General features: G+C 37.9%; 21 protein-coding genes. 1 reads left to right on the top strand and 20 read right to left on the bottom strand.

Annotated elements, in window-relative coordinates:
• Positions 1–245: 245 nt before the first annotated feature.
• The 14 genes from NFR29_RS03870 to NFR29_RS03935 all read right to left on the bottom strand — a co-directional run bounded on the left by NFR29_RS03870 (position 246) and on the right by NFR29_RS03935 (position 15,203).
• Entirely contained in the window at positions 246–479 is a 234-nt protein-coding gene (locus tag NFR29_RS03870; RefSeq protein ID WP_251423533.1) for a (2Fe-2S)-binding protein, read from the bottom strand.
• A 118-nt stretch (positions 480–597) separates the two neighbouring features.
• Entirely contained in the window at positions 598–1,239 is a 642-nt protein-coding gene (locus NFR29_RS03875; RefSeq protein WP_251423536.1) for a site-2 protease family protein, read from the bottom strand.
• A 249-nt stretch (positions 1,240–1,488) separates the two neighbouring features.
• Positions 1,489–1,923, bottom strand: a complete 435-nt coding sequence (locus NFR29_RS03880) for a hypothetical protein (RefSeq protein WP_251423539.1) — start codon at positions 1,921–1,923, stop codon at positions 1,489–1,491.
• Positions 1,924–2,011: 88 nt separating this feature from the next.
• Positions 2,012–2,542 carry a MarR family winged helix-turn-helix transcriptional regulator gene (locus NFR29_RS03885; protein WP_251423542.1) on the bottom strand — a complete coding sequence of 177 codons (531 nt, stop codon included), beginning with the start codon at positions 2,540–2,542 and terminating at the stop codon, positions 2,012–2,014.
• A gap of 106 nt (positions 2,543–2,648) precedes the next feature.
• A complete protein-coding gene (locus NFR29_RS03890; protein ID WP_251423545.1) occupies positions 2,649–3,002 on the bottom strand; it encodes an arsenate reductase family protein in 354 nt (117 codons plus the stop codon).
• Positions 3,003–3,097: 95 nt separating this feature from the next.
• Entirely contained in the window at positions 3,098–3,817 is a 720-nt protein-coding gene (locus NFR29_RS03895; protein WP_251423548.1) for a DUF554 domain-containing protein, read from the bottom strand.
• A gap of 69 nt (positions 3,818–3,886) precedes the next feature.
• A complete protein-coding gene (locus tag NFR29_RS03900) occupies positions 3,887–4,474 on the bottom strand; it encodes a DNA-3-methyladenine glycosylase I (RefSeq protein WP_251423551.1) in 588 nt (195 codons plus the stop codon).
• 230 nt (positions 4,475–4,704) lie between these two features.
• The gene (locus NFR29_RS03905) at positions 4,705–5,232 is read right to left on the bottom strand and encodes a hypothetical protein (protein WP_251423554.1); all 528 of its coding nucleotides are present in this window, start codon (positions 5,230–5,232) and stop codon (positions 4,705–4,707) included.
• 265 nt (positions 5,233–5,497) lie between these two features.
• On the bottom strand, positions 5,498–6,253 hold the full coding sequence (locus NFR29_RS03910; protein WP_251423557.1) for a TRM11 family SAM-dependent methyltransferase: 756 nt from the start codon (positions 6,251–6,253) through the stop codon (positions 5,498–5,500).
• Positions 6,253–7,116, bottom strand: coding sequence for a type II restriction endonuclease (locus NFR29_RS03915; RefSeq protein WP_251423560.1), 864 nt, complete (start codon positions 7,114–7,116; stop codon positions 6,253–6,255). The genes NFR29_RS03910 and NFR29_RS03915 overlap by 1 nt, the downstream gene beginning before the upstream one ends.
• A gap of 32 nt (positions 7,117–7,148) precedes the next feature.
• A complete protein-coding gene (locus tag NFR29_RS03920) occupies positions 7,149–8,279 on the bottom strand; it encodes a Dam family site-specific DNA-(adenine-N6)-methyltransferase (RefSeq protein WP_251423563.1) in 1,131 nt (376 codons plus the stop codon).
• A gap of 75 nt (positions 8,280–8,354) precedes the next feature.
• The gene (locus tag NFR29_RS03925; RefSeq protein ID WP_251423566.1) at positions 8,355–10,202 is read right to left on the bottom strand and encodes an AAA family ATPase; all 1,848 of its coding nucleotides are present in this window, start codon (positions 10,200–10,202) and stop codon (positions 8,355–8,357) included.
• 43 nt (positions 10,203–10,245) lie between these two features.
• The gene (locus tag NFR29_RS03930; RefSeq protein ID WP_251423567.1) at positions 10,246–10,773 is read right to left on the bottom strand and encodes a hypothetical protein; all 528 of its coding nucleotides are present in this window, start codon (positions 10,771–10,773) and stop codon (positions 10,246–10,248) included.
• 155 nt (positions 10,774–10,928) lie between these two features.
• Positions 10,929–15,203 (bottom strand): DUF4011 domain-containing protein, encoded by a 4,275-nt coding sequence (locus tag NFR29_RS03935; RefSeq protein ID WP_251423570.1) that lies wholly within the window; start codon positions 15,201–15,203, stop codon positions 10,929–10,931.
• A gap of 196 nt (positions 15,204–15,399) precedes the next feature.
• Here NFR29_RS03935 and NFR29_RS03940 point away from each other — a divergent pair, with 196 nt between their 5' ends.
• Positions 15,400–16,071, top strand: a complete 672-nt coding sequence (locus tag NFR29_RS03940; protein WP_251423573.1) for a DUF805 domain-containing protein — start codon at positions 15,400–15,402, stop codon at positions 16,069–16,071.
• 74 nt (positions 16,072–16,145) lie between these two features.
• Here the strand turns inward: NFR29_RS03940 and NFR29_RS03945 are convergent, their stop codons facing one another.
• The 6 genes from NFR29_RS03945 to sfsA form a co-directional block, all read right to left on the bottom strand.
• Positions 16,146–16,937, bottom strand: coding sequence for an HpcH/HpaI aldolase family protein (locus NFR29_RS03945; protein ID WP_251423576.1), 792 nt, complete (start codon positions 16,935–16,937; stop codon positions 16,146–16,148).
• A 32-nt stretch (positions 16,938–16,969) separates the two neighbouring features.
• Positions 16,970–17,512, bottom strand: coding sequence for a glutathione peroxidase (locus NFR29_RS03950; protein WP_251423579.1), 543 nt, complete (start codon positions 17,510–17,512; stop codon positions 16,970–16,972).
• Between the two features lie 18 nt (positions 17,513–17,530).
• Positions 17,531–17,986, bottom strand: coding sequence for a ferritin-like domain-containing protein (locus NFR29_RS03955; protein WP_251423584.1), 456 nt, complete (start codon positions 17,984–17,986; stop codon positions 17,531–17,533).
• 210 nt (positions 17,987–18,196) lie between these two features.
• Positions 18,197–18,745: a TetR/AcrR family transcriptional regulator C-terminal domain-containing protein gene (locus NFR29_RS03960; protein WP_251423587.1), complete on the bottom strand. Its 549-nt coding sequence runs from the start codon at positions 18,743–18,745 to the stop codon at positions 18,197–18,199.
• Between the two features lie 57 nt (positions 18,746–18,802).
• Positions 18,803–19,267, bottom strand: a complete 465-nt coding sequence (locus NFR29_RS03965) for a Tat pathway signal protein (RefSeq protein ID WP_251423589.1) — start codon at positions 19,265–19,267, stop codon at positions 18,803–18,805.
• A 126-nt stretch (positions 19,268–19,393) separates the two neighbouring features.
• Positions 19,394–20,548: a DNA/RNA nuclease SfsA gene (sfsA, locus tag NFR29_RS03970; protein ID WP_251423592.1), complete on the bottom strand. Its 1,155-nt coding sequence runs from the start codon at positions 20,546–20,548 to the stop codon at positions 19,394–19,396.
• Positions 20,549–20,703: the final 155 nt, after the last annotated feature.

Consider the following 20,703-nt stretch of genomic DNA (forward strand, 5'->3'; position numbering starts at 1 on the left):
GCTTATTTTTTTTGCAAAAAAATAATGTTGGTTGTGCCACCTTGATGGTGACACCCCAACATTTATTATAGAACCATAAAAAATCGCGCTATTAGAAATTCCTAACAACGCGATATATAAAATAAATTAATATATTAATTCTATCGTAGGGAGTTCCTACACAACAATTACAATCCGCCTAATGAACGCATGTTATGAAATAGCACTTAACTAGCGTATACATCAATCACTAGATAATCGAATCGTTATATACGACCTTGCTCCTTTAATTCTGCTAACAATTTTACGATGCGTGGTCCACAGCCTTTACCACCGCAGGCACCTGTACCTGCACGAGTGGCTTCTTTCACAGCAGGGAATGTATGGGCACCGTTAAAAATAGCCTCTTTAATAGTCTTCCTTGTAATACTGCGACATGTGCAGACTTTTGTCAATTTATCCAGAATAGCTTCTGGGACTTGGTTGCTTTCAAAATCCATAGGGTTCTCCTTTACTCACTTGAGCTCATAATATATAAGTATATAACGCTAATATAACACTAACGGAACACTCATAACACGGATGGACTAATACAAACTAATCGACTATGACGACCGTCTATAAGAAAGAGCTACCCAATATTGCCTGCATAATAATGCTATAGATATGTAATATGTTGAGCATTAATGGGCGAATAACAGATGTTAAAATCGGCGTATTAATGAGAATAATCAAAAAGATAAGATTCCAAATACCCAGTTGATAATAACGTAATTGCCATGTCGGCGGTAACCACGGCAAGACCAAATTAAACCCTGGTAGCGGCGGAATAGGAATTAAACAGAATAACGCTATACCCACACTATACAACATAATTGTACGTAACACCTCGATGAGACCAAGAGACGTGATGAATCCCATAGATGTTCCCAAAACGAGAATAAATGCAACTATAAATCCGACGATAAGGCTAAACACGGGACCTGCAAAAGTGACGAGGGTAATATCGCGGCGTGGATTTTCAAAGTTATTCGGATCCATGGGCACTGGTTTTGACCAACCGAAACCGATTAATAACATCACGAGAGTCCCTACTAATTCCAAATGACTGGTAGGATACAAATTCAAACGGCCTGCCAGTTTAGGCGTTGGATCACCGAGCCATACAGCAGTTTGCGCTTGGGCGTAGCCGAATACAGTTAATACAACAATAATAGCCGGTATACGGGCTAATATATCGGTTAGACTCAAATCAAACATATAACTCCTTACGATAAGCACTAAAGACCATGATGCGACATGCACCAAACATACTGTATGCTACGTGCATGAACGACGCCATATCTATGGAATACACTACCTATATAGTGTGCCTATCTTATATATAAATTTACACATAATAAATGGTGAAAGCCCGCAGTCGAACTTTCACCATTACAGATTATATCGTTGAGAACGTACCCACTGGATACGCTCTCTTTACCTAAACAGCCTATTAGGAATGTACGATTATAGCGTTTTTCTCAATGTTTCTGGCACGTCTAACATGTTAGGGAATGCCAAATCTTTGCCGTATACTTCACGGTATGCAGCTAAAAACATGTTGTATTCGTTAGTGCCAGGAGTAATTTGGTAACGTTCACCGTTAGGCGCTATACGATATACAGTTTGTAAGCTAGGATTTACAAGATAGTGGAATAATGTCGCTTCGCCATATTGGTTATTGTGCATATTAATCACGTTAATACCGAATACGATGTTGCGGCTACCATCAACTTCTTTGAATTGAGATGCTTTGTCGAAATAGTATGTTTCAGAACCGTTAGCACTGTTTGGCACTTCTGGGTAGTTTGCTAACCCATTCCAGTTCGCTGCTTCGCTCACATTAGAGCAAATGCATAATGCTGCAGCTAATACAGCAGTAGCAAAAAATTTTGTTTTCATAACAATCTCCTCTTTCCTTGAGTCGTGATGATCATCACCCTACTAATACTAACAAGATTATTATACCATATCCCAGTGAAGAACAATATTATTTGCCTGTCTCAATCATATCTTCTGGATTAGATACACCGTGAGATGCATCAATGGCATCTAACAATTTATTAAGCAATTTACGTAATTCTACTGTTTCTTCTACAGAGAAAACATGGCCTGCTTTGGCAGCGATTTGTTGCGGAATCCCTACCGCTTTCTCACGGATGGCTTTACCTGCCTCTGTTAAAGTAACCATAACGACGCGCTCATCACGATGGCTACGCTTACGCGTTAAGAAACCTTTCGTTTCTAATTTTTTAAGAAGTGGCGTTAATGTACCAGAGTCAAGACGCAATACTTGACCTAATTGCTTAACCGATAAATCACCATACTGCCACAAAGCCATCATTACAATATATTGGGTATACGTTAAATTCAACGGATCCAAATAATCTCTGTATGCATTTACAATTTCTTTTGCCACTACATACAAAGGGAAGCCCAATTGGTTTTCCAATAGCAGATAGTCATCTGCCGGAATATCTTCCATCCGTTTGTAGCCCTCTAACGTTCCAAAACGCGCCATTTAATAACCTCCATTACACACAACTAGTTTATAAAAAAATTGTACACAATTTAAGGATAAACGTCAACGGCTTGGCACGGAGATTTACATGATTTCTTCATGAAGTTTATAGCCCTAATGCGTCTCTCCACTCTGCTTCTTTAAAACCTACCAAAACTTTGTCATCTAGCACTAAAATAGGGCGCTTTACAAGCATTCCATTCGATGCTAACAAAGCTAATTTCTCTTCTTCGCTCAAAGTGGGCAATTTATCTTTCAGCTGTTGTTCACGATAGATCATGCCAGATGTGTTGAAGAATGCTTTCAAATCTTTCCCCGATTGTGGGTACCACGCAGCAATTTCCTCAGCCGTTGGATTTTCCGATTTAATATCGCGGTCCGTATATTTGATGTTGTGATCATCTAAAAACTTCTTCGCTTTTTTACAAGTTGTACATTTAGGGTATTCTACAAATAACATAATAAACTCCTTCTTTCTGCATTTACATAATTGATTTAACGAATAAATATAGTCACTACTACGTTCTGTATAAATAAGCTCGTACATCTATTCATTTACATAGGAATAAATGTAAGCACCATAGCGATGAAAATAGCAGGTAGCAAATTAGCAATACGAATTTTTCCAGGCCAAATAAGGTCAATACCGACGCAGAAAATCAAAATAGAGCCTACGTAGGACAGATTATCAATAGCTGCCTGTGTCATAAGAGGCGCCGCCCAATTAGCCATATAGGTAATCATAAGCTGCGTAATGCCAACAGGTATAAACGAAAACAATGCGCCACGCCCCAATGATGAGGCCATAACCATTACAATAATACCGTCAAGGATGCCTTTTAACAATAACGTTTGGTAATTACCAGACAAACCATCTTGAATAGATCCCAATACGCCCATGGCACCTACAGTAAACGTAATAGATGCAGTAATGAAAGCATTAGTAAACTGCGGGTCACCGCTGTTGCCAGTTTTGGCTTTCAGCCAGTCGCCTAAGCGAATAATCCATCGGTTAAAATCAATAAGTTCGCCGATAACGGCACCAATAACCATACTAATGATCATCATGAGAGGCCCCGTCGTCTGTAACGAGCCATTTACGATGACCAACATATACTGCATAACACCGCTCATACCGAGAAGCAGCACAATAACGCCACTGACCATCATGAGGGTTTCTTTTAAATTGTCTTTCATCCCTCGCCGGAACACAAGTCCTAGTACACTACCGACGATAATGAGGGCCACGTTAATGACCGTACCTAACCCTGGCATAGGTATTTCCTTTCTAACGCCTATGAAAGCTTCGTAAAGCTCCGTAATCATTCCATATATGCGGCGTTACTACGCTTTAACAAACACCACATCTGCTGTGTCATTAATATCCGCAAAGCACGGACAATCTCTACCATGGTCATTAATAAGACCGCTAGCTTGCAAATGGGAATACACCGTAACAGGACCTAAGAACTTGAATCCTCGTTTCTTTAAATCTTTGGCAATGCATTCAGATAATTCATTCTTAGCAGGAATATTGCCTTCTGGATGCCCTTCATAAACGATTGTCTTATGGTCTGTAAAAGCCCATATATACGCGTTAAAAGAACCAAATTCTTCTCGAATTTCTAAAAACCGCTGGGCATTATTAATAATCGCTCGAATCTTACGTTCTGCTCGAATCACATTAGGCGCATCCATAATACGCTCTACATCCGCATCAGTATAAGCTGCTATGATATGATAATCAAAATGATCAAAAGCAGCCCTCAAATCTTCTCGCTTATTGAGCACCGTAATCCAACTGAGGCCACATTGCAACACCTCTAACATAAGATGTTCAAACTGCTGCTTATCATCATGAACAGGACGTCCCCATTCATGATCATGATAGACCTGATATAATTCCGTTGTTGGCCACGTACAAGTGTGCATGATGAACTCCTTTTGATGTGGAACAATACTGTATATCTATAATTACTGTATATCCATCATTAGCAACAACATATGCGGTTACTAATGATTGAGTAATCGTTAGGATTATTATATCATATATTTTCGATATGGTAAGAGTGGATATGGTAAATATGTGTATAAAAATATCCTAACACTATACTAGCGTTAGGATATTATCTATGTACCTATTGTACTGGTGAAAGCCAGCTTTACACAAACTGTGCTACAGCATAAATGGCTACAGCGAGGCAGATAAGGTGGATGATGACCATCACTGGCGGAGCTAGGCGAACAGGGAATTTCCGCTTTAACAATCGTTTGATGGCCTCCGCACTAGCATCGCTGTGAACGATTAAAAGAAATGTAGTCGGGATTTGAACACTACTATTAATCAACCGAACCACCAGCACACCAATGAGACCTAGGATGCCCCAATATATATAAGTGGGAAAATGAAAATACATAATAGCAATAATAAGCCCTATGATATCAAGGGAATAATAAACGATGCCAATGACCGTCGCCAATGCAACAAGCACCTTCGTTGTACCTTCTGACAATATCTGCAAAGCACTATTTCGGACGTTCTCTATCTTCTCCTCTCGAAGATTAGCCATTCTAGCATCTTCGCCCTTCATATACTTACGCATATCTCTGTAATCTTCTTTTAACGAGTACACACGGTAAGCTAACCAAAACCAAAGATACAATACGACCATGCCTGATGTGTGTTCCATAATGGGCTCCTTTGTAAGAAAAAATATATAGTCTAACTATATCTAGTAGTAAAATAGACTATACTACCATACTACTGAAGAATGATATATATATACTCCCTCTTGCAGATTCGTAGGTACTATATGCTATAATATGAACAAAGGGATAGCAAGTGTGTGGAAACGCTAGGCTCATCTCAGAATAAATTACAAATTTAAGCGAGAAATGGCCTAGTGTTTATAACATTAGGTCTTTTTTCTATTTAAGAATCAAGACTACAAGGGTTTATTTCTTAAATACAAATAAATACTCATGTGCGATTAACAAAAAATTATATTTAACACTATTTGTTTTCCAATATCCTGTAGCACGACAATTATGTTGTTCTTTAATAATTAATTCTTTTAATTTAAATCCAGTGTTCTCAAAAATCCGCATCACATCAAAAGACATTGGTATCATATGTCCTTTTTGTCTAGTGTCCCCCATTAAGATGGCACAAAATTTATCTTTTTTAAGAACTCGATAAGATTCTACTGCAACAGCCTTCATTTCCTCTAAAAAATCGGGTACTTTTAATTGTGATAAATCACCATCTAATCCATCACTATATTGAATAATATTGGCATACGGTGGATGAGTACATATAAAATCAATACTCTCATCAGATACAAAATCTAAATGACGGGCATCACCTTTATATAATTTGACTTTACCCTTTGCATTTTCATATTCAAAATCAACTTTATCTTTACAACGTTCAAGAGCCACATCATTGATATCTACACCAATAATATTACGATTCAGCAATTTTGCTTCTACTAGCGTAGTGCCTCCTCCAGCAAACTGATCTAATACTAAATCCCCCTCGTTTGAATAGCGAAGTAATAAATTACGGGGAATATACGGAGACCAATTACCTCTCCATTTCGCATCATGTGTAGCCCAATCTCCACGTTTAGGAAAGGACCAATGTGTGGTCATTTCTAATTCAAAATCATCAGGTTCCCATTTTTTTATCTTTTTAGCCGTTGTAGCCATTATTTAAAGACCTTTCGAATAATATTACTTTCCAAATCAGAAATACTATAAATATGTTCCATCACATCAAAGGTTTCTTTTAAATTATTTCGTGCACTGTTCCAACCATAACCATCTGTAAACCACACAAAAGTAATATCCTTAATCGTATCTGCTTCTAAAGCTAATGTTTTATAACTGCGAGCAGTTTCATTCAATTTGCTCCCACCACTACTATAAAAATTCGTTTCAATAACATATAACATAGCTTCTGTTTTTACAACAAAATCAAATCGCTTCTCAGTCGTACCTTGATTAGAAATAGCAGATAGATCAATCCCCCATTTGTCTGTAATTTGATGAATATACATTTCTTTAAAATAGTTTACATCTCTTTCAAATCCAGCTTGAAGAATAAACTTTTCTACTAAATCTTCCATCAAATGACCACCACGATTTTTACGGCCATTTGAATCTAATCCTGTTTCTACACCAGTCACATAATCAACCAAATTATTAATGATATGGGAACTAAGCAAATCAAACAATCCTGTTTCTCGCATAAAATACGTATATAACTCAATATCTTCTTCTGTCGATAACGAAGCTGTTTTCGGATTGAAATTAAATGAATGCCCTCCATTTTCGTCTTGGCAATAAATTTCATTAGCTCGTACGGCTATTAATATAGGAATACACTTTATAATTTCAGGATACTTTGAAAGTAACAACTTAAATTCATTTTCAATATTTCCAGATCCAATTAAAGAATTAAGAATATGCAACTCAATTTTAATATCTTCTACATTTCGATAAACTTTCGAGAAATCAATATAATATCCATAATTTGCAATGCTCTTTCTAAAACCACTTAGCCATTCCATAAAATCTCTATGTGCCATATTTTTCTCCATGATTAAAAGTTAGATATAAGTAACTCTTTAATTTTTCCTCGTTTATTGCCATTACTATTAATCATTCGTGCTGCTTCTATACGACGTATAGTATGGGCTGCATATATATCATCAAAAAAGTTATCCTCTTCATCAATATTTTTAGGGTCAGAATTACTAAGAACAATTTTAGCCCCTTTTTTACTAATAGCATTTACAAAGTTAGCCAATTCTTTTTGTTCTTTATCATTAAAGTCGTATTCTGTGTAAGCAGTAAAACTAGCAGATTCAGTGATTGGTCTATAAGGTGGATCAAAATATACGAACGTCGATGCATTTACAAAAGACTCGGATTGTTTATAGTCTCCATGAACAATAGTTACACCTTGCAACCGCTCTGATACAGCCTTTAAGTTTTTAGCATCACAAATGGTAGGTCGCTTATATCCGCCCATAGGAACATTAAATTGACCTTTTTTATTAACTCGATATAACCCATTAAAACAAGTTTTGTTTAAGAAAATCATGAGTGCTGCTTTTTCTAAGTCTAACTCATCACTTTCTTTAGCTTTTAACTCATTAAAACGCTCTCTTTTTTCATAAAAATAAACTTTACGTTCTTCATTTTTAAGAGGAATATATTCATCCTCCATCACTTGTAACAGTGAAATAAGACCTTCTACATCATCTCGTATCGCTTTATAAGCATTAATCAATTCCGCATTAATATCACTAATATAAACTTCCTCTAAATCATAGTGATTAAGAATATCAAATAAAACAGCACCTCCGCCTACAAATGGTTCCGCATAACGAGTAATATTGTTTTCTTTAAATGGATAATATTCTTGAATAGTGGACAATAATTGACCTTTTCCGCCCGCCCATTTTAAAAATGGTTTAATTGATTCTGTTATCATTGCTTCTGAAGCAATCCTTTCTGATTGAGTCTTTGTAACGCCTAAGTTCTCTCCTTGATAACGTGAATGTCGCCCGTCTTCAGGTTTTTCTGCATCAGCAGGAATAATCCACATATTACCTACTCTTTGAGCAAAATTAATTCTACCGTCAGAACATAAAGAAGCCACTCGACGTTGAGAAATTCCCCATTTGTCGGCGGCTTCTTTCGCACTTATATATTGTATATATTTCATAATGCCCCCCTTCCAACATCTTATATATATTTTATTCTAGATATGGAAGGATAGCAAATGAAATTTATAAAATTTTTATTTAACCAAAGTTAAAAATTCTGTAAGCATCTCTGTAAATTCATAACGTGTTTCACCATTACTATCTACATATTTTTCTGATTCTCTAATTTGTTCTACAGTCATTTTTGTCCAAAATTTATCAATAAAAGTACTCCTCTTTCTCTTTCTTTCTTTTTCATCGCTAGAAGGAAGTCCAGAAAGAATTTCCGCTTTTGCATCACAAGTATCTGTTAGTTTATGTCCCTCGTAGCCCTCTATTACAGAAACATCTATATAATTTTCAATTTCTCTCTTTCTAGTGCAAAAAGCTTTTATTCCATCTTTCTTAAGCTTTTCAATTTCATTTTTATTATCAGTGGAATGTGTTGCGCCTTCATCAGAATCCATTAAGATCCCCCATGGTAAACCAAATTGCTCAACTAATTTATGATTTATCCAATATTTTAAATTCTTACATCCAGATATAGGTATAAATCCAATTTTTGCTTCTACTAAATCTTCACTTATATATTTAGCATTTGAAAGCTCTTTCGATAGATGTTTAAGAAAAGTAATGTCATCTTTTCCCTCAACGAAAATTAAAGCTTTTACATGCGGTGGAATAGCCTCTGGAAGAATACCTAATTCATCACAAATCTCTTGAAGCGTCTCATCGTCCGATGTTTTTATCGTTTTTACTCCATCTATCGAAGTGATAAATCTTAAACCATCAAGTGGTACAGCTGAAGCTAAAGCTGGCGTATGAGTAGTAAATATCACTTGACACGCACTAGAGTTAGCTAAATCTTGAAATGCTTTTAAAAGCATTTTCTGATGTTTAGGATGTTGTGAAGTCTCCGGTTCTTCAAATGCATAAATAATCTGATTTTTATCTTCTTCTTCTAATCTTCGTTCTGCTTCTGCTCTAAAGAAATTTAATAAAATCAAACGCCTAACACCACTTCCACGTTTATTTATAGGAATATTATCATCTGATTTGATAGTTAATTTAAATAATGACTCAAACTTAGGTTCACTTTTAAATTCAGAACTCAAATGTTTTGCTATATCAGGTGACATTTCTTTAAGTTTTTCTAATGTTCGTTCAGCTGTTTCACAAGCAGCCTCTTGAACTTGTTGTTTTATTTTATCTAGTTCTTCATCTACTAATTTTAATGCTGCTTGAACTGCTATCTTCATCGGATCTGTAACCTCAGGATCATCATCTCGACTAGGTCTATCCGATTGGAATAGCGCATACGTAGGTAAGTACGTTTTAATCTGACTATAAATCTCTTTATTTATAGAAGCATTATAAGAATCAGGATTTAAATCCAAATTTTTAGCTCTTTTCTTTAAATCTGAATTTTTCAAAGAAAGTAAGTCACCATAATCCTCACCTTCTGGATGTAAACATCTAATAAAAATTGATTCTTTAGGTGTACTACTAGTTATCTTGTAATGTTTTACTATTTCTAAATCCTTATCTTTATTTAATAAATACTCCTCTTTAAAAGTTGTACGTACTTCTGTATCTACAATTATCGACTCAGGTAAATCATCAAAGACACATGAAATCTCTATTTCTTGCTCTTCCGCTTCTATACACAAATCACCTGCATCTATTTTTACTAATTTATTATTAAAGAAAATTTCTAACGCTTCTAAAATAGTAGATTTCCCAGCATCATTTCGACCTATAAATGTAGTTAAACTTGATATAGGGATATCAATTGCATCCTTATATCCTCTAAAATTCTTTAATCTTACTGTTTTTAAACGCATAAAGTATCTCCTTAATTCAAAATCAAACATCCTAAAATCCATTAATAATGCAATTTCGACATTAAGAGCAGATTCTCTTGTATCAATCTTTAACTTCATAAAAATTTAATAAAAGATATTTTAAAACGCCTATAGAAAGCAGTTATAATCCCAAGAAATCTAACGGTATTTCATTATAGAAGTAATGACATCCCATTTGTTCAATATAAGTTAACGTATCGCTGTATTGTTTTTGCTTAAACCAATCATTTAAAACATATAAATAAACAACAAAATATTCTAATTCTGAAAATAGTTTTGAATATTCTAACAATTTAAAGTGGCAACTAGGCAACTTCTCATCAACAGAACCAGAACTATTCTGGAATTTTTTCTCGATAATATAAATATGCTTATTGTTAAAATTAATAAAACATTCGTCTGGTTCCCATCGTTTAGAATTGTATTTTGCATAATCAATATTATTTTCTTTTAATTCTAAAAAGTCCGTATACAATTTTCTCTTTGGCACAGATAAGCCTATTTCTATACCATCTTTTAATATCTTTGTACTATCAACTGTATATCCCGCCAATTCTAAAGCATCTTGTAAAGATGTTGTTTGCTCAAATTGTAAACCATTTATATTTGTTTGTGCTCCACCACCATGTGTGTTGATTCGCTTTACCATAATTTACCTCATTTCTCTTCATTAATATATTTATTATATCAAAGCTGTACCTTTATATAAGGATAAAATAAAAATGACCTAATGCTAAAACATTAGGTCATTTTTATTTCTATTCAGTTATACTCGCAAGAGACAATGATAGCTTTCACCAAATACTATCTCACATCCCCCAAGTTCTCCGCCAAATACCTGCGCAAGCGTTCTTGTTCGCCTTTCAGGTCTTCGAACCAGTCGATGGTCCAAATGCGGTACATAGGCCACCCCATTCTGCCGAGGACGCCTGGTACGAGGGCATTTCGATCTCGCATGGTTGGCAGTTTAGCATAGTTTGTGTTGTCCATAAGAATGGCACAGCCAAAGGTATCCTTGGAGTTTGGTTTCACCACGGCTAGTGGAATTTTAAATTGTGAAGTACCTACATTAGTACGCACGTCGTATCCTAAGGATTTCACGTACTCAGCAATGCGTTCTGTTAGGAAGTCTTGTTGACTATCAGCCACCACGGTTTGCGGCAATCGTCCCATTTGGGCATATTGAATGAAATCACGCAGTCCCCGTACGCCTTCTACCGTTTTCGTGTGCACCGCAATATCACTAGCCTGTAAGGTACTAATGATGTGCATTTCCTTACGCGCTCGAGATACGGCTACGTTGAGGCGTCGCCAACCTCCTTGTTGCCCTAGAGGACCATAGTTTTGGAATACTCTACCATTTTCATCTGGCCCGTAGGTAATGGAGAAATAAATGCAATCCCGCTCATCACCTTGTACATTTTCAAGGTTTTTCACGAATATGCTTTCACTCATAGCATCGGCAGCCTCGCGCAAATCTTTATCACTATCAAGCAAGGCCTGCAGTTTATCTTCAATGAGGTTCGATTGGGTCATATTAAAGGTAATAACGCCGATGGTTGTCTTCGTATCACCACTGCGGAGCCGTTCTTCGATGGCTTTCACAATGGCATTCGCCTCTGCCTCATTAGTGCGCGTTGCACCGCGGTCGTAGGTACCTTCAATATGTGTGAAAGTCACCTTAGACACGAGATCCGTCGGTGCTGGGAAGGTCATCATTTTGCTATCGTAATAGTTCATATTGGAGAAAGCAATGAGACTTTCACTTTGGGAACGGTAGTGGCAAGACAAGTATCGCTGCGGCATACTCACTGCTAAGCAGTCTTCTAAGAGGCTCTCTAAGTCTTCTACGTGGACATTATCTTCATCTACTTTATTGCCGTTAAAGAAATTCGTCGGCGGCATTTGTTTTGGATCCCCTACGATGATGACGTTCTCCGCCCGCGACATAGCCCCTACAGCTGTGCCTGTGCGAATTTGTGAGGCTTCATCAAAGATGACAAGATCAAATTTCGGGTACTCTAAATCAATGTATTGTGCCACTGACAATGGACTCATCAACATGCATGGCAATAATTTACGCATCACCTGTGCATTGTTGTTGAACAATTCGCGAATGGATACGCCACGTCCTTTGCTTTGAATGGCTCTATTAATTTGCGCCAATTGAAGAGACTCTTCTTCGGTCCACGTTAACGGACTTGGAATGGCATCTAACAAGGTATGAACGATTTGCTCTTGGCACAACGATTCTACTTCACCAATCAATGTATTGTATTCATCAATTTTGCCTTCCACTATAAGGCGGCTAAAATTCGACAATTCTGGCGACGTTTGGGTAAACAATTTGATAAGTCCATAGGACAGGCTAGCTTTGCCAATATCTTCTAAATGAGCTAAGTCTATCTCGCCTTCTTGTAACGCTTCTACAACGACGGATAACCCAGCATCTTTTAGGGCTGTGAAAGTATGTTGCAACAGCGACCATTCTTTCCACAAGTCGATATGATCACGCCACACCTGTACTTGACCTGCTACATTCGTTAATGCCTCGTCACTAATGGTTGTAAGCGATACTTCCGCACCTGTTAAATCCCATAATTCACGGCTAGATGCACGTAATGACTCTACAGCTGCAGCGAGTGCAGTAATATCAAATTTATTAGCACGCTGTACTAAATCGTACACAGGGAATACATCCTGTATAGTTTGAGCCATTGGGCTCACTTCCATATCCTTATAGTTAACCTGCGTCCCTTGCTTTGCTTGCGTAGCAACGGCCATCACTGTATGAAGGTCTAACAAGGCATCAACAGCGTCAAATCCAACTGCTACGGAAGGGCCTAGTACAGACAAGAGCGCGGCTACTAAATCGTCAACGCGGCGCTTCGCTTCTTGTAAGGTTTGCAACCGCTCTAATTCAGCGTCCCAGCTATCGTCTGTCACAACGTCTCCACCTTTGCGCAACGCATTAATTGGAGCTAAAGCTTTTCGTACGGCTTTGGAACGCATAATGAATGAGAATAGACCATTTCGCCCTGCCGTTACAGCCGTTGCTATAGCCATGAGGTCTAAGGTCTCCACTTGGTCTACATAATCTTGAAACACTTCACGACGTAATGCTTCTAAGTGCTCATTCAAATTAGCCAATTCTGCCAATCGTTGCTCTACATCTGCATCACACAACTTGTTCCATAACTCTCGATCGATAACTGTTTTAACAGATTTTTCATCTATTACATTGCTGAGTCGCATCATGAGTTCCACATAAGCTGGAGTCATCGTAAATCCATCCGCTTCTATCGTTCTACCCACTTCTGTTGTTCTATCTCCTGCACTGCGTAGTACAGCGTTCATAGAGACTTTCACGTCTTCAATTTGTGAAAGTATACTGTCACAGAGGGTCTTTACTGAATCAGCGTTCGTCAATGTATAGTCAGCACTGGTAAAGGCCTGCAGCGGATGATGATGAACATCACCGCGTAGTTCCATCACTACTTGTTTTACCTGACGCAACAGAGCCATCGTGTCATCCCACACGGTGGGCGTCATAGTCGTAAGCCAGTCCGTACTAAACCGTAAACTGCGGTATTCGGCTGGATATTGCTGACACAACGCAAGCATATCGTACAAAGAAACGCCTTGAGGACGCAGTTTATGAATGGCATTCATTTGGCGATTCAATTCATCCTTAATAGTTTGAAGCCGATTCGTTTTGCGCACATATTCTTCGCTTTGAGAGGCTTGTTTCATATCAAGAACGGTTTGTAGTTTATCTAAAACTACCCGTTTTTGCGTCTTACTAGAGTGAATTTCACCGCAGAAATTACCGAGTCCAATACGGCCTAACCGATCCGCTACGACGTTAAGAGCAGCCATTTTCTCAGCTACAAATAACACCGTCTTCCCTTGATACAATGCGTTGGCAATCATATTTGTAATCGTTTGCGACTTACCTGTCCCCGGAGGTCCATGTAGAACAAAACTAACCCCTTTGGAAGCTTCGATAACAGCTGCCAATTGACTAGAGTCGATACTGCTAGGAATAGCTAAGTCAGATACTTTATAATCTTCGTCTAAGCGCGTCAGATCCATAGCTTCCGTATGGTAATCTCCGTAACGACCATTCACCAACGCACTAACAACTTTATTTTCTGTTAATTTATCAAAACGATTGCGCAAATCATTCCACATAACAAACGAACTAAAAGAGAAGTTAGCTAAAAAGGCGGTTTCTACAATATCCCACATAGGCATGGACATAACAGCACGCCGTACAGTGCTAAAAACACCTTTCAAGTCAATGCCCGACTCATCTTGCGGTAATGGATTAAGGCCATGCAGTTGCAATCCAAAACTCATGCGCAGCATTTCTACCAAGGTAATATTAAACTGCGGTTCGTCTTCGCGAATGCGCATACTATATTGGTCATGCGTTCCCCGCACTAACTCAATAGGTACCAGTATAAGTGGTGCATAACGAACAGGTGGATTACCATCAGCATCTTTAGGTTCCTTTGGATCTATCCAGCGCAACAAACCGAGCGCTAAGTATAAAGAGTTAGCCCCGCTTTCCTCAATATTCTTCTTAGCGTCTCGGAATAGGTCTTTCGTCCGCTTTTGCAATTCTGGGCCCGTTAGGAAGGTATGCACTTGTCCCGCTTTGTAATCGGCTTCGCTAATGCGTTCCACCAACTCAAGTTGACTGTCCACATTAATAACCGTGGTACTGTCTGTAGATCCACTCCACTCTGCTACTTGATCCTTTAAGAGCAACGCTTTGCCGTCTGCCAAAGCATCTTCTAATGCTCCTAGACTGCTTCCCATGAGCTGAATCGTTTTTGGCCCTGGTTTGAAAGAAATCAAACTGTTGCGTTTAGATATATCTAGCAAATTGCGCATCCAAACCGTTTTCTTATCTACCTGTTGTTCTTTATCTAAATCAACAACATGCTCCTCTACAGTCGTTATTGATTGCCCTTGATCCGTCGCCGCATCAACAACTGTATTAGATGTATCAATTATAGTAGTACTACTCTCTTGCATTAATTCATGATGATTAGAATTAGCCTCAGTCATACTGCACCTCAGTTGATATATGGAAATGAATAAATAATCTTCATATTTATTTTAACATGAAATATTAGAGATATTTCATGTAACTTATAAATTATATATTTTAAAAAATTTATTATAATAGTATACTTATATATTATTATGATGATGACGAAAAGAATTATATTATAAAGTAATTATATACTAAGGAGATTACTATATGTATTGTAAAGAATGTGGTACTCAATTACCAGAAACAACAAAATTCTGCACTTCTTGTGGCAAACAAGTCATGAGTTCTGAATCTGTACCACCAACCCCTACATATCCTGTAAAAATATATAATTTGGATCCGTATGAACTGAGCGATCTAGACAATTTCAAATTTGTAGTAACAAAAAAATATGTAGAATTCAACGGCCGTGCTAGTAGAGGTGAATATTGGAGATATTCCTTTTTTTCATCTATTGTTGCATGTGCTATCTTATTTTTAGCTAGTATAATTGGACTCCTAACAAATGGATTCGTTGCAATAGGTATCTTTTATATAGCAACGATGATTATGGGCTTCGCTCTATTTTTACCAGGTTTAGCAATAACCGTGCGTAGACTTCATGATATAAATAAATCAGGATTTTATTTCTTGATAAATTTTATCCCCCTCATTGGTCCCATATGGTTCATTATTTTAATGATAACCAAAGGGGATTCATCCGCTAATAATTATGGTGAACCTACATCATATCTCCCCGTTACGACTGAAATTCAAAATAAATATAACTTGCAACCATCACCTACGTCACAATCTACAATATTATTGATTATTCTACATCTAGCCCTTCTCATTATTGGCATCGGCTTTATAGTAAATAGTTTAAAGTACGCAACATGATACATATGAAAAAGAGTAGTAGCCACATGGCTACTACTCTTTTTTCATCATAAATATATCTTAATTCAATGCGCTTATCGCTGCATCCCTTGTTTAAATGTTTCTAAATTAGCATCTGCTGCTTGTACCAACAATTGGGTATCTGCACCAATGCCAATAAAGCTAGCACCTAAATCAGCAAAGCGTTTACCTTGTTCAGGTGTCATTGCCACAGTTCCTACAGGTACACCTAATTCTCGAATGCGTTTGATGGCATATTCCATGGCTTCTTCTACTTCTGGATGGAAAATATTCAGTCCATGACCCATATCAACAGCCAGATCGATAGGCCCTAAGAAAATACCACCAATACCTGATACAGATGCAATAGCATCTAAGTTTTCAATACCTTTTTTGCTTTCAATTTGTGGCAAAATGCAAAGTTCATCATTAATACGTTCGAGATAATCAGGAATGCGACCATAGCGACCAGCCCGTACAGCAGGAGCCCCCATACCGCGATTACCTCTTGGTGCATAGGATGCCCAGTACATGATACGTTCTACTTCTTCGCCACTTTCTACTTTAGGAATGATAATATTGTGAATACCAGAATCTAAATACTGTTTTAAAATACCAGTTCCTGCTTCGGGAATACGTACAACAGGTGTTACATTATAGGGAAGGACGGTACGTGAAATTTCTACGATGGATCGCAAATCGTGAGCACCGTGCTCACCATCTACGAATAACCAGTCATAATTAGATGTAGCCAGTACTTCTGCCACTTCTGCAGAAGGAATCTCTTGGGCTATACCGTACTGAAATTTACCAGCTTCTATATTATGTTTAAATTCATTGTAAAGAAAATCTTTTGTCATTGCCATAAACAGGCTCCTCTCTCGTATAAATTAAAGCATTATAATAATTCTTTAATGCAGTTTTCCATTTCCTTTGGATCTGCCATTGGCTCAAAACGCGCTACCACATGACCATCTCGATCAATTACAAATTTAGTGAAATTCCATTTTACTTGGTCATCATCTAAATAATGAGGGTCAATGCTGTTCAAATGATCAGTCAACATTTGTGTTAAATCACTTGGTGGGAACCCTTTGAAAGGTTGCTGTTCAGTAAGATAGGAAAATAATGGTAACTGATGGGCATCACGAACATCAGATTTCGCCATAACCGGGAACGTAACGCCAAAATTTAATTTACAAAAGCTTTGTACTTCTTCATTTGTACCAGGTTCTTGTTCACCAAATTGGTTAGATGGAATAGCAATAATTTCTAGCCCTTGCTCTTTATATTGTTTATATAATGCTTCTAATCCATCATATTGCGGTGTAAAACCACACTTACTAGCCGTATTAACAATAACAAGCACCTTACCAGCAAAGTCTTGTAAGCTTTTTTCTTCACCAGATTTTGTTGGAACAGAGTAATTATAAATAGACATAACTAAACTTCCTCTCTATTAAAGCTGTTGAATAAGATAATTTTCATAACCAATACACTCTATAAGTTCTAATTGTTGTTCCATCCAGAATAAATCTTCTTCTTCATCAATATAATATTCTTTTAATAGTTCATAAGAAGTAATATCAAATTGTTGTGCTTGTAAACACTCTGCTAAAGCAGCAACGCCAGCAGCTTGTAATTCAGCTTCATGCGCTAAATATTCGCGTACATCTTCGTATACTGGCATAGACTCGCTTGCATTGTGCTCCACTTTTCCACCTAAATCAATGATACGATTCATTAATTTAACGGCAAAGTCTCGTTCTTCTTGTGCATGCGCTTTATATTTGTCACCTAATTTTGCGAAACCTTGTGCTAAAAAAATGTTACTATGAATTTCATGATTTTGCGAAGCTGGCAATATTTGATCCACTAAGCTTTGCAGTTGTTTAATAACATGTTCCTTTTTCATTTGAGAACCTCCTATATAGTTTCATACATTTCATTAACTATGAATAAAAAAATAACTGTAATCAAAAGGTAATCCTACCTTCTGACTACAGTATATCTTTTCGAAATATTTCAATCAATTACTAATAAAATCGATTTATGAAATAATTTCACAAATATAGAAAATTGTGAAATATATGGATAATAGCTCAAGCATAGAAAGGATATACCACTAATCCAAATAAGATCGGAGTATTTCAGGCATAGCCAGCGTAAAATAATCAGCAATCTGATCGACATCCATAGGCTTATCTTTGTGCAGCTGGAGTTCCATCATTCCCATCATACCGTAAAAATATGTCCCCACCTGAAATGTTAACTCTGCCAAGTTTTCTATATCTGCATGTGTATCAGTAATATAGGCCAACAATAAATCGGTGCTCCGTTCTATAACCTTTGTTTTAAAATTAGTCTCCACGGAAAAGTCAACAAGAACAGATTTATAAAAGGATTTTCGTTCCTCCATAATATGTATCAAATGAATTAACAACTCTTTCCATGTCAGCGTTGACCCTAGTTGTGCATACGCTTGTTCAACTTGATTGATGAAAATCCAATTCACTAAATCGTACTTATCTAAAAAGTGGTTATAAAAAGAACGAGATGTCATACCACAATTACTAGCAATAGCCCCTACCGTTATTTTCTGTAGAGGTGTTGTGCGAACCAATTCTAGTATGGATTCAGCAAATAATTCTTTTGTTGACATACGTTGTACCATAACACAATCCTTTGCTCCCATACATTAACGTTACTATAATAGCTTGTATGCTCGTTTCTATGATTGCTTCTTAGCAGGTTCTCTTACGGTACTACTACCTGCATTGACAGTGCTGCGCTGCTGTTTCTTCTGTTCTTCTTCATACTGCGCTACTACTGGTGGCGTTACTGGTTTGGCTTGCACGGTGCTTTTCATTTGTCGCGCCGCACGGGTTGCCGCGAGCATACCAGGATTTTTATACAGGGACTGCCCGCTTTCAGTAGCTAACGGCTGCTCGTGATAGAACACATTAGCATTGTAATAATTGCCTTGGCTCGATACGTCATACCGTAAACCTGCCATAGTATATACCGTAAAGTTAAGGGCATCAGCAGTGGCTTTCACAGAATCTTGGTCCACATACCAATTATTGCCATTGTACGTGTAGGCGTATACGTCTTGGCGCGCTTCCGCGGTATGTACAGAAAAACCTATCATAATGGCTATAAAAACAGCCATAACATAAATGTGTCGTATAATCATAATACCTCACTATAATAGACGATTAACATTAATAGAAAAAACGATGAACTACCAAATCGATGATACCTGTACCCCAAAATGTGTACTTAGAAATCAATTTTGCACTATTAATCTAGTAGTATTATATCATATGTGCTCATCCACCACCGCATCAAGATGATTCATCCTAAACTCCTCTACCACGTCCATAAATCCTTTATGGTGGATGGGGTTCTCGGTCATGCCAAACAGATGGCTGGTGCATTCACAGTCGGATGATCCAAATTGTGGTACATCCCATTGAGCCACCTGTCGAACGGCATCTGCCAAAGCGCATTCTACGTGTCTGCTCGTCCGTATAGGCAGGCCTGCAATCATGTCGCAATGACTGCGGAAGTAATCCATGTGCCAGTGCATTTTCTTCCGTTTCCGCTTGTGTCGTTCGATGCGCTTCGTCAAATTGGTTTTCGCCGATCCTACGTAGATGTAGTAGCCCGGACGGAATTGCATCATCCCTTTCGACCCTACCTCTAGCTCTAACTCGTGGTCGAGATACATCACCATGAGGTATACGCCACTATCGTGGGCTTCCTTATCTAAAACATGAGGCGCATACACACATTCATGGGCAACACTAGGCATAGTGAAAGTCTCATCCCAGGCTACAGCAACGGCTTTCCAGTCAAGACTAGGAGCCACGTCTTGGAAGGTCTTTGCAAACTCTAAATCGGTGTGATAATCTGGTAAGAACCATTGTGCCCGATCCCATTGCACGAGGAATAAGACGCCAGTATGGTACCCTTCTTGTTGTAATTCTTGAAGGTGCAGTAAATGCTTTCGACCTCGTTCCGTAATAGCATCAGGGAACATAGCTCCTTTGTTGGAAAAGAGGGTACACGATTTCACTTCTAAGAGGAAGTCATCCCCCGCATCATTGGTGAGCAGTAAGTCGAATCGCGATTTTCCTACCGTATATTCACGGCGTACTACGCGCCACTCTTCCCAACCGGGAATGAGTTTATGTTCAATCAAATGTTGTGCCACGTCGTTGCTGTAATTGGTATCTAGCATAATGACTTTTCCATCTCGCTTGATACCAACAACGCGGTATTTCGTTTTTCCATCTGGTTTATGGTGATCCACCACATACATGGTCACACCAGGAAACAATAATTCCCACATACGCCCCGGATTCGGCAAATGGGCAAGAGCGCTCTCACCATTGACGTCGACGTTCACCACAAAGCGATTCGGACGGCTTTGGTATGTCGCTTTCAGCACCGTATCATATAATACTTTCATTCTATCTCCTTATAGTAAATTTCTTATGTACATCCCTACTATTATACACTACCCCCTCCATACACCCTCTATGCACCAAAAAAGGCCGCCTCGTGGGCGACCTTTGGGCATCTCCATTCAGACGCAGTGAAGATACATGGTGATAAGTATGTAAT

This window comes from Veillonella agrestimuris (assembly GCF_943193065.1).
In the GTDB taxonomy this organism is placed as follows: Bacteria; Bacillota; Negativicutes; order Veillonellales; family Veillonellaceae; genus Veillonella; species Veillonella agrestimuris.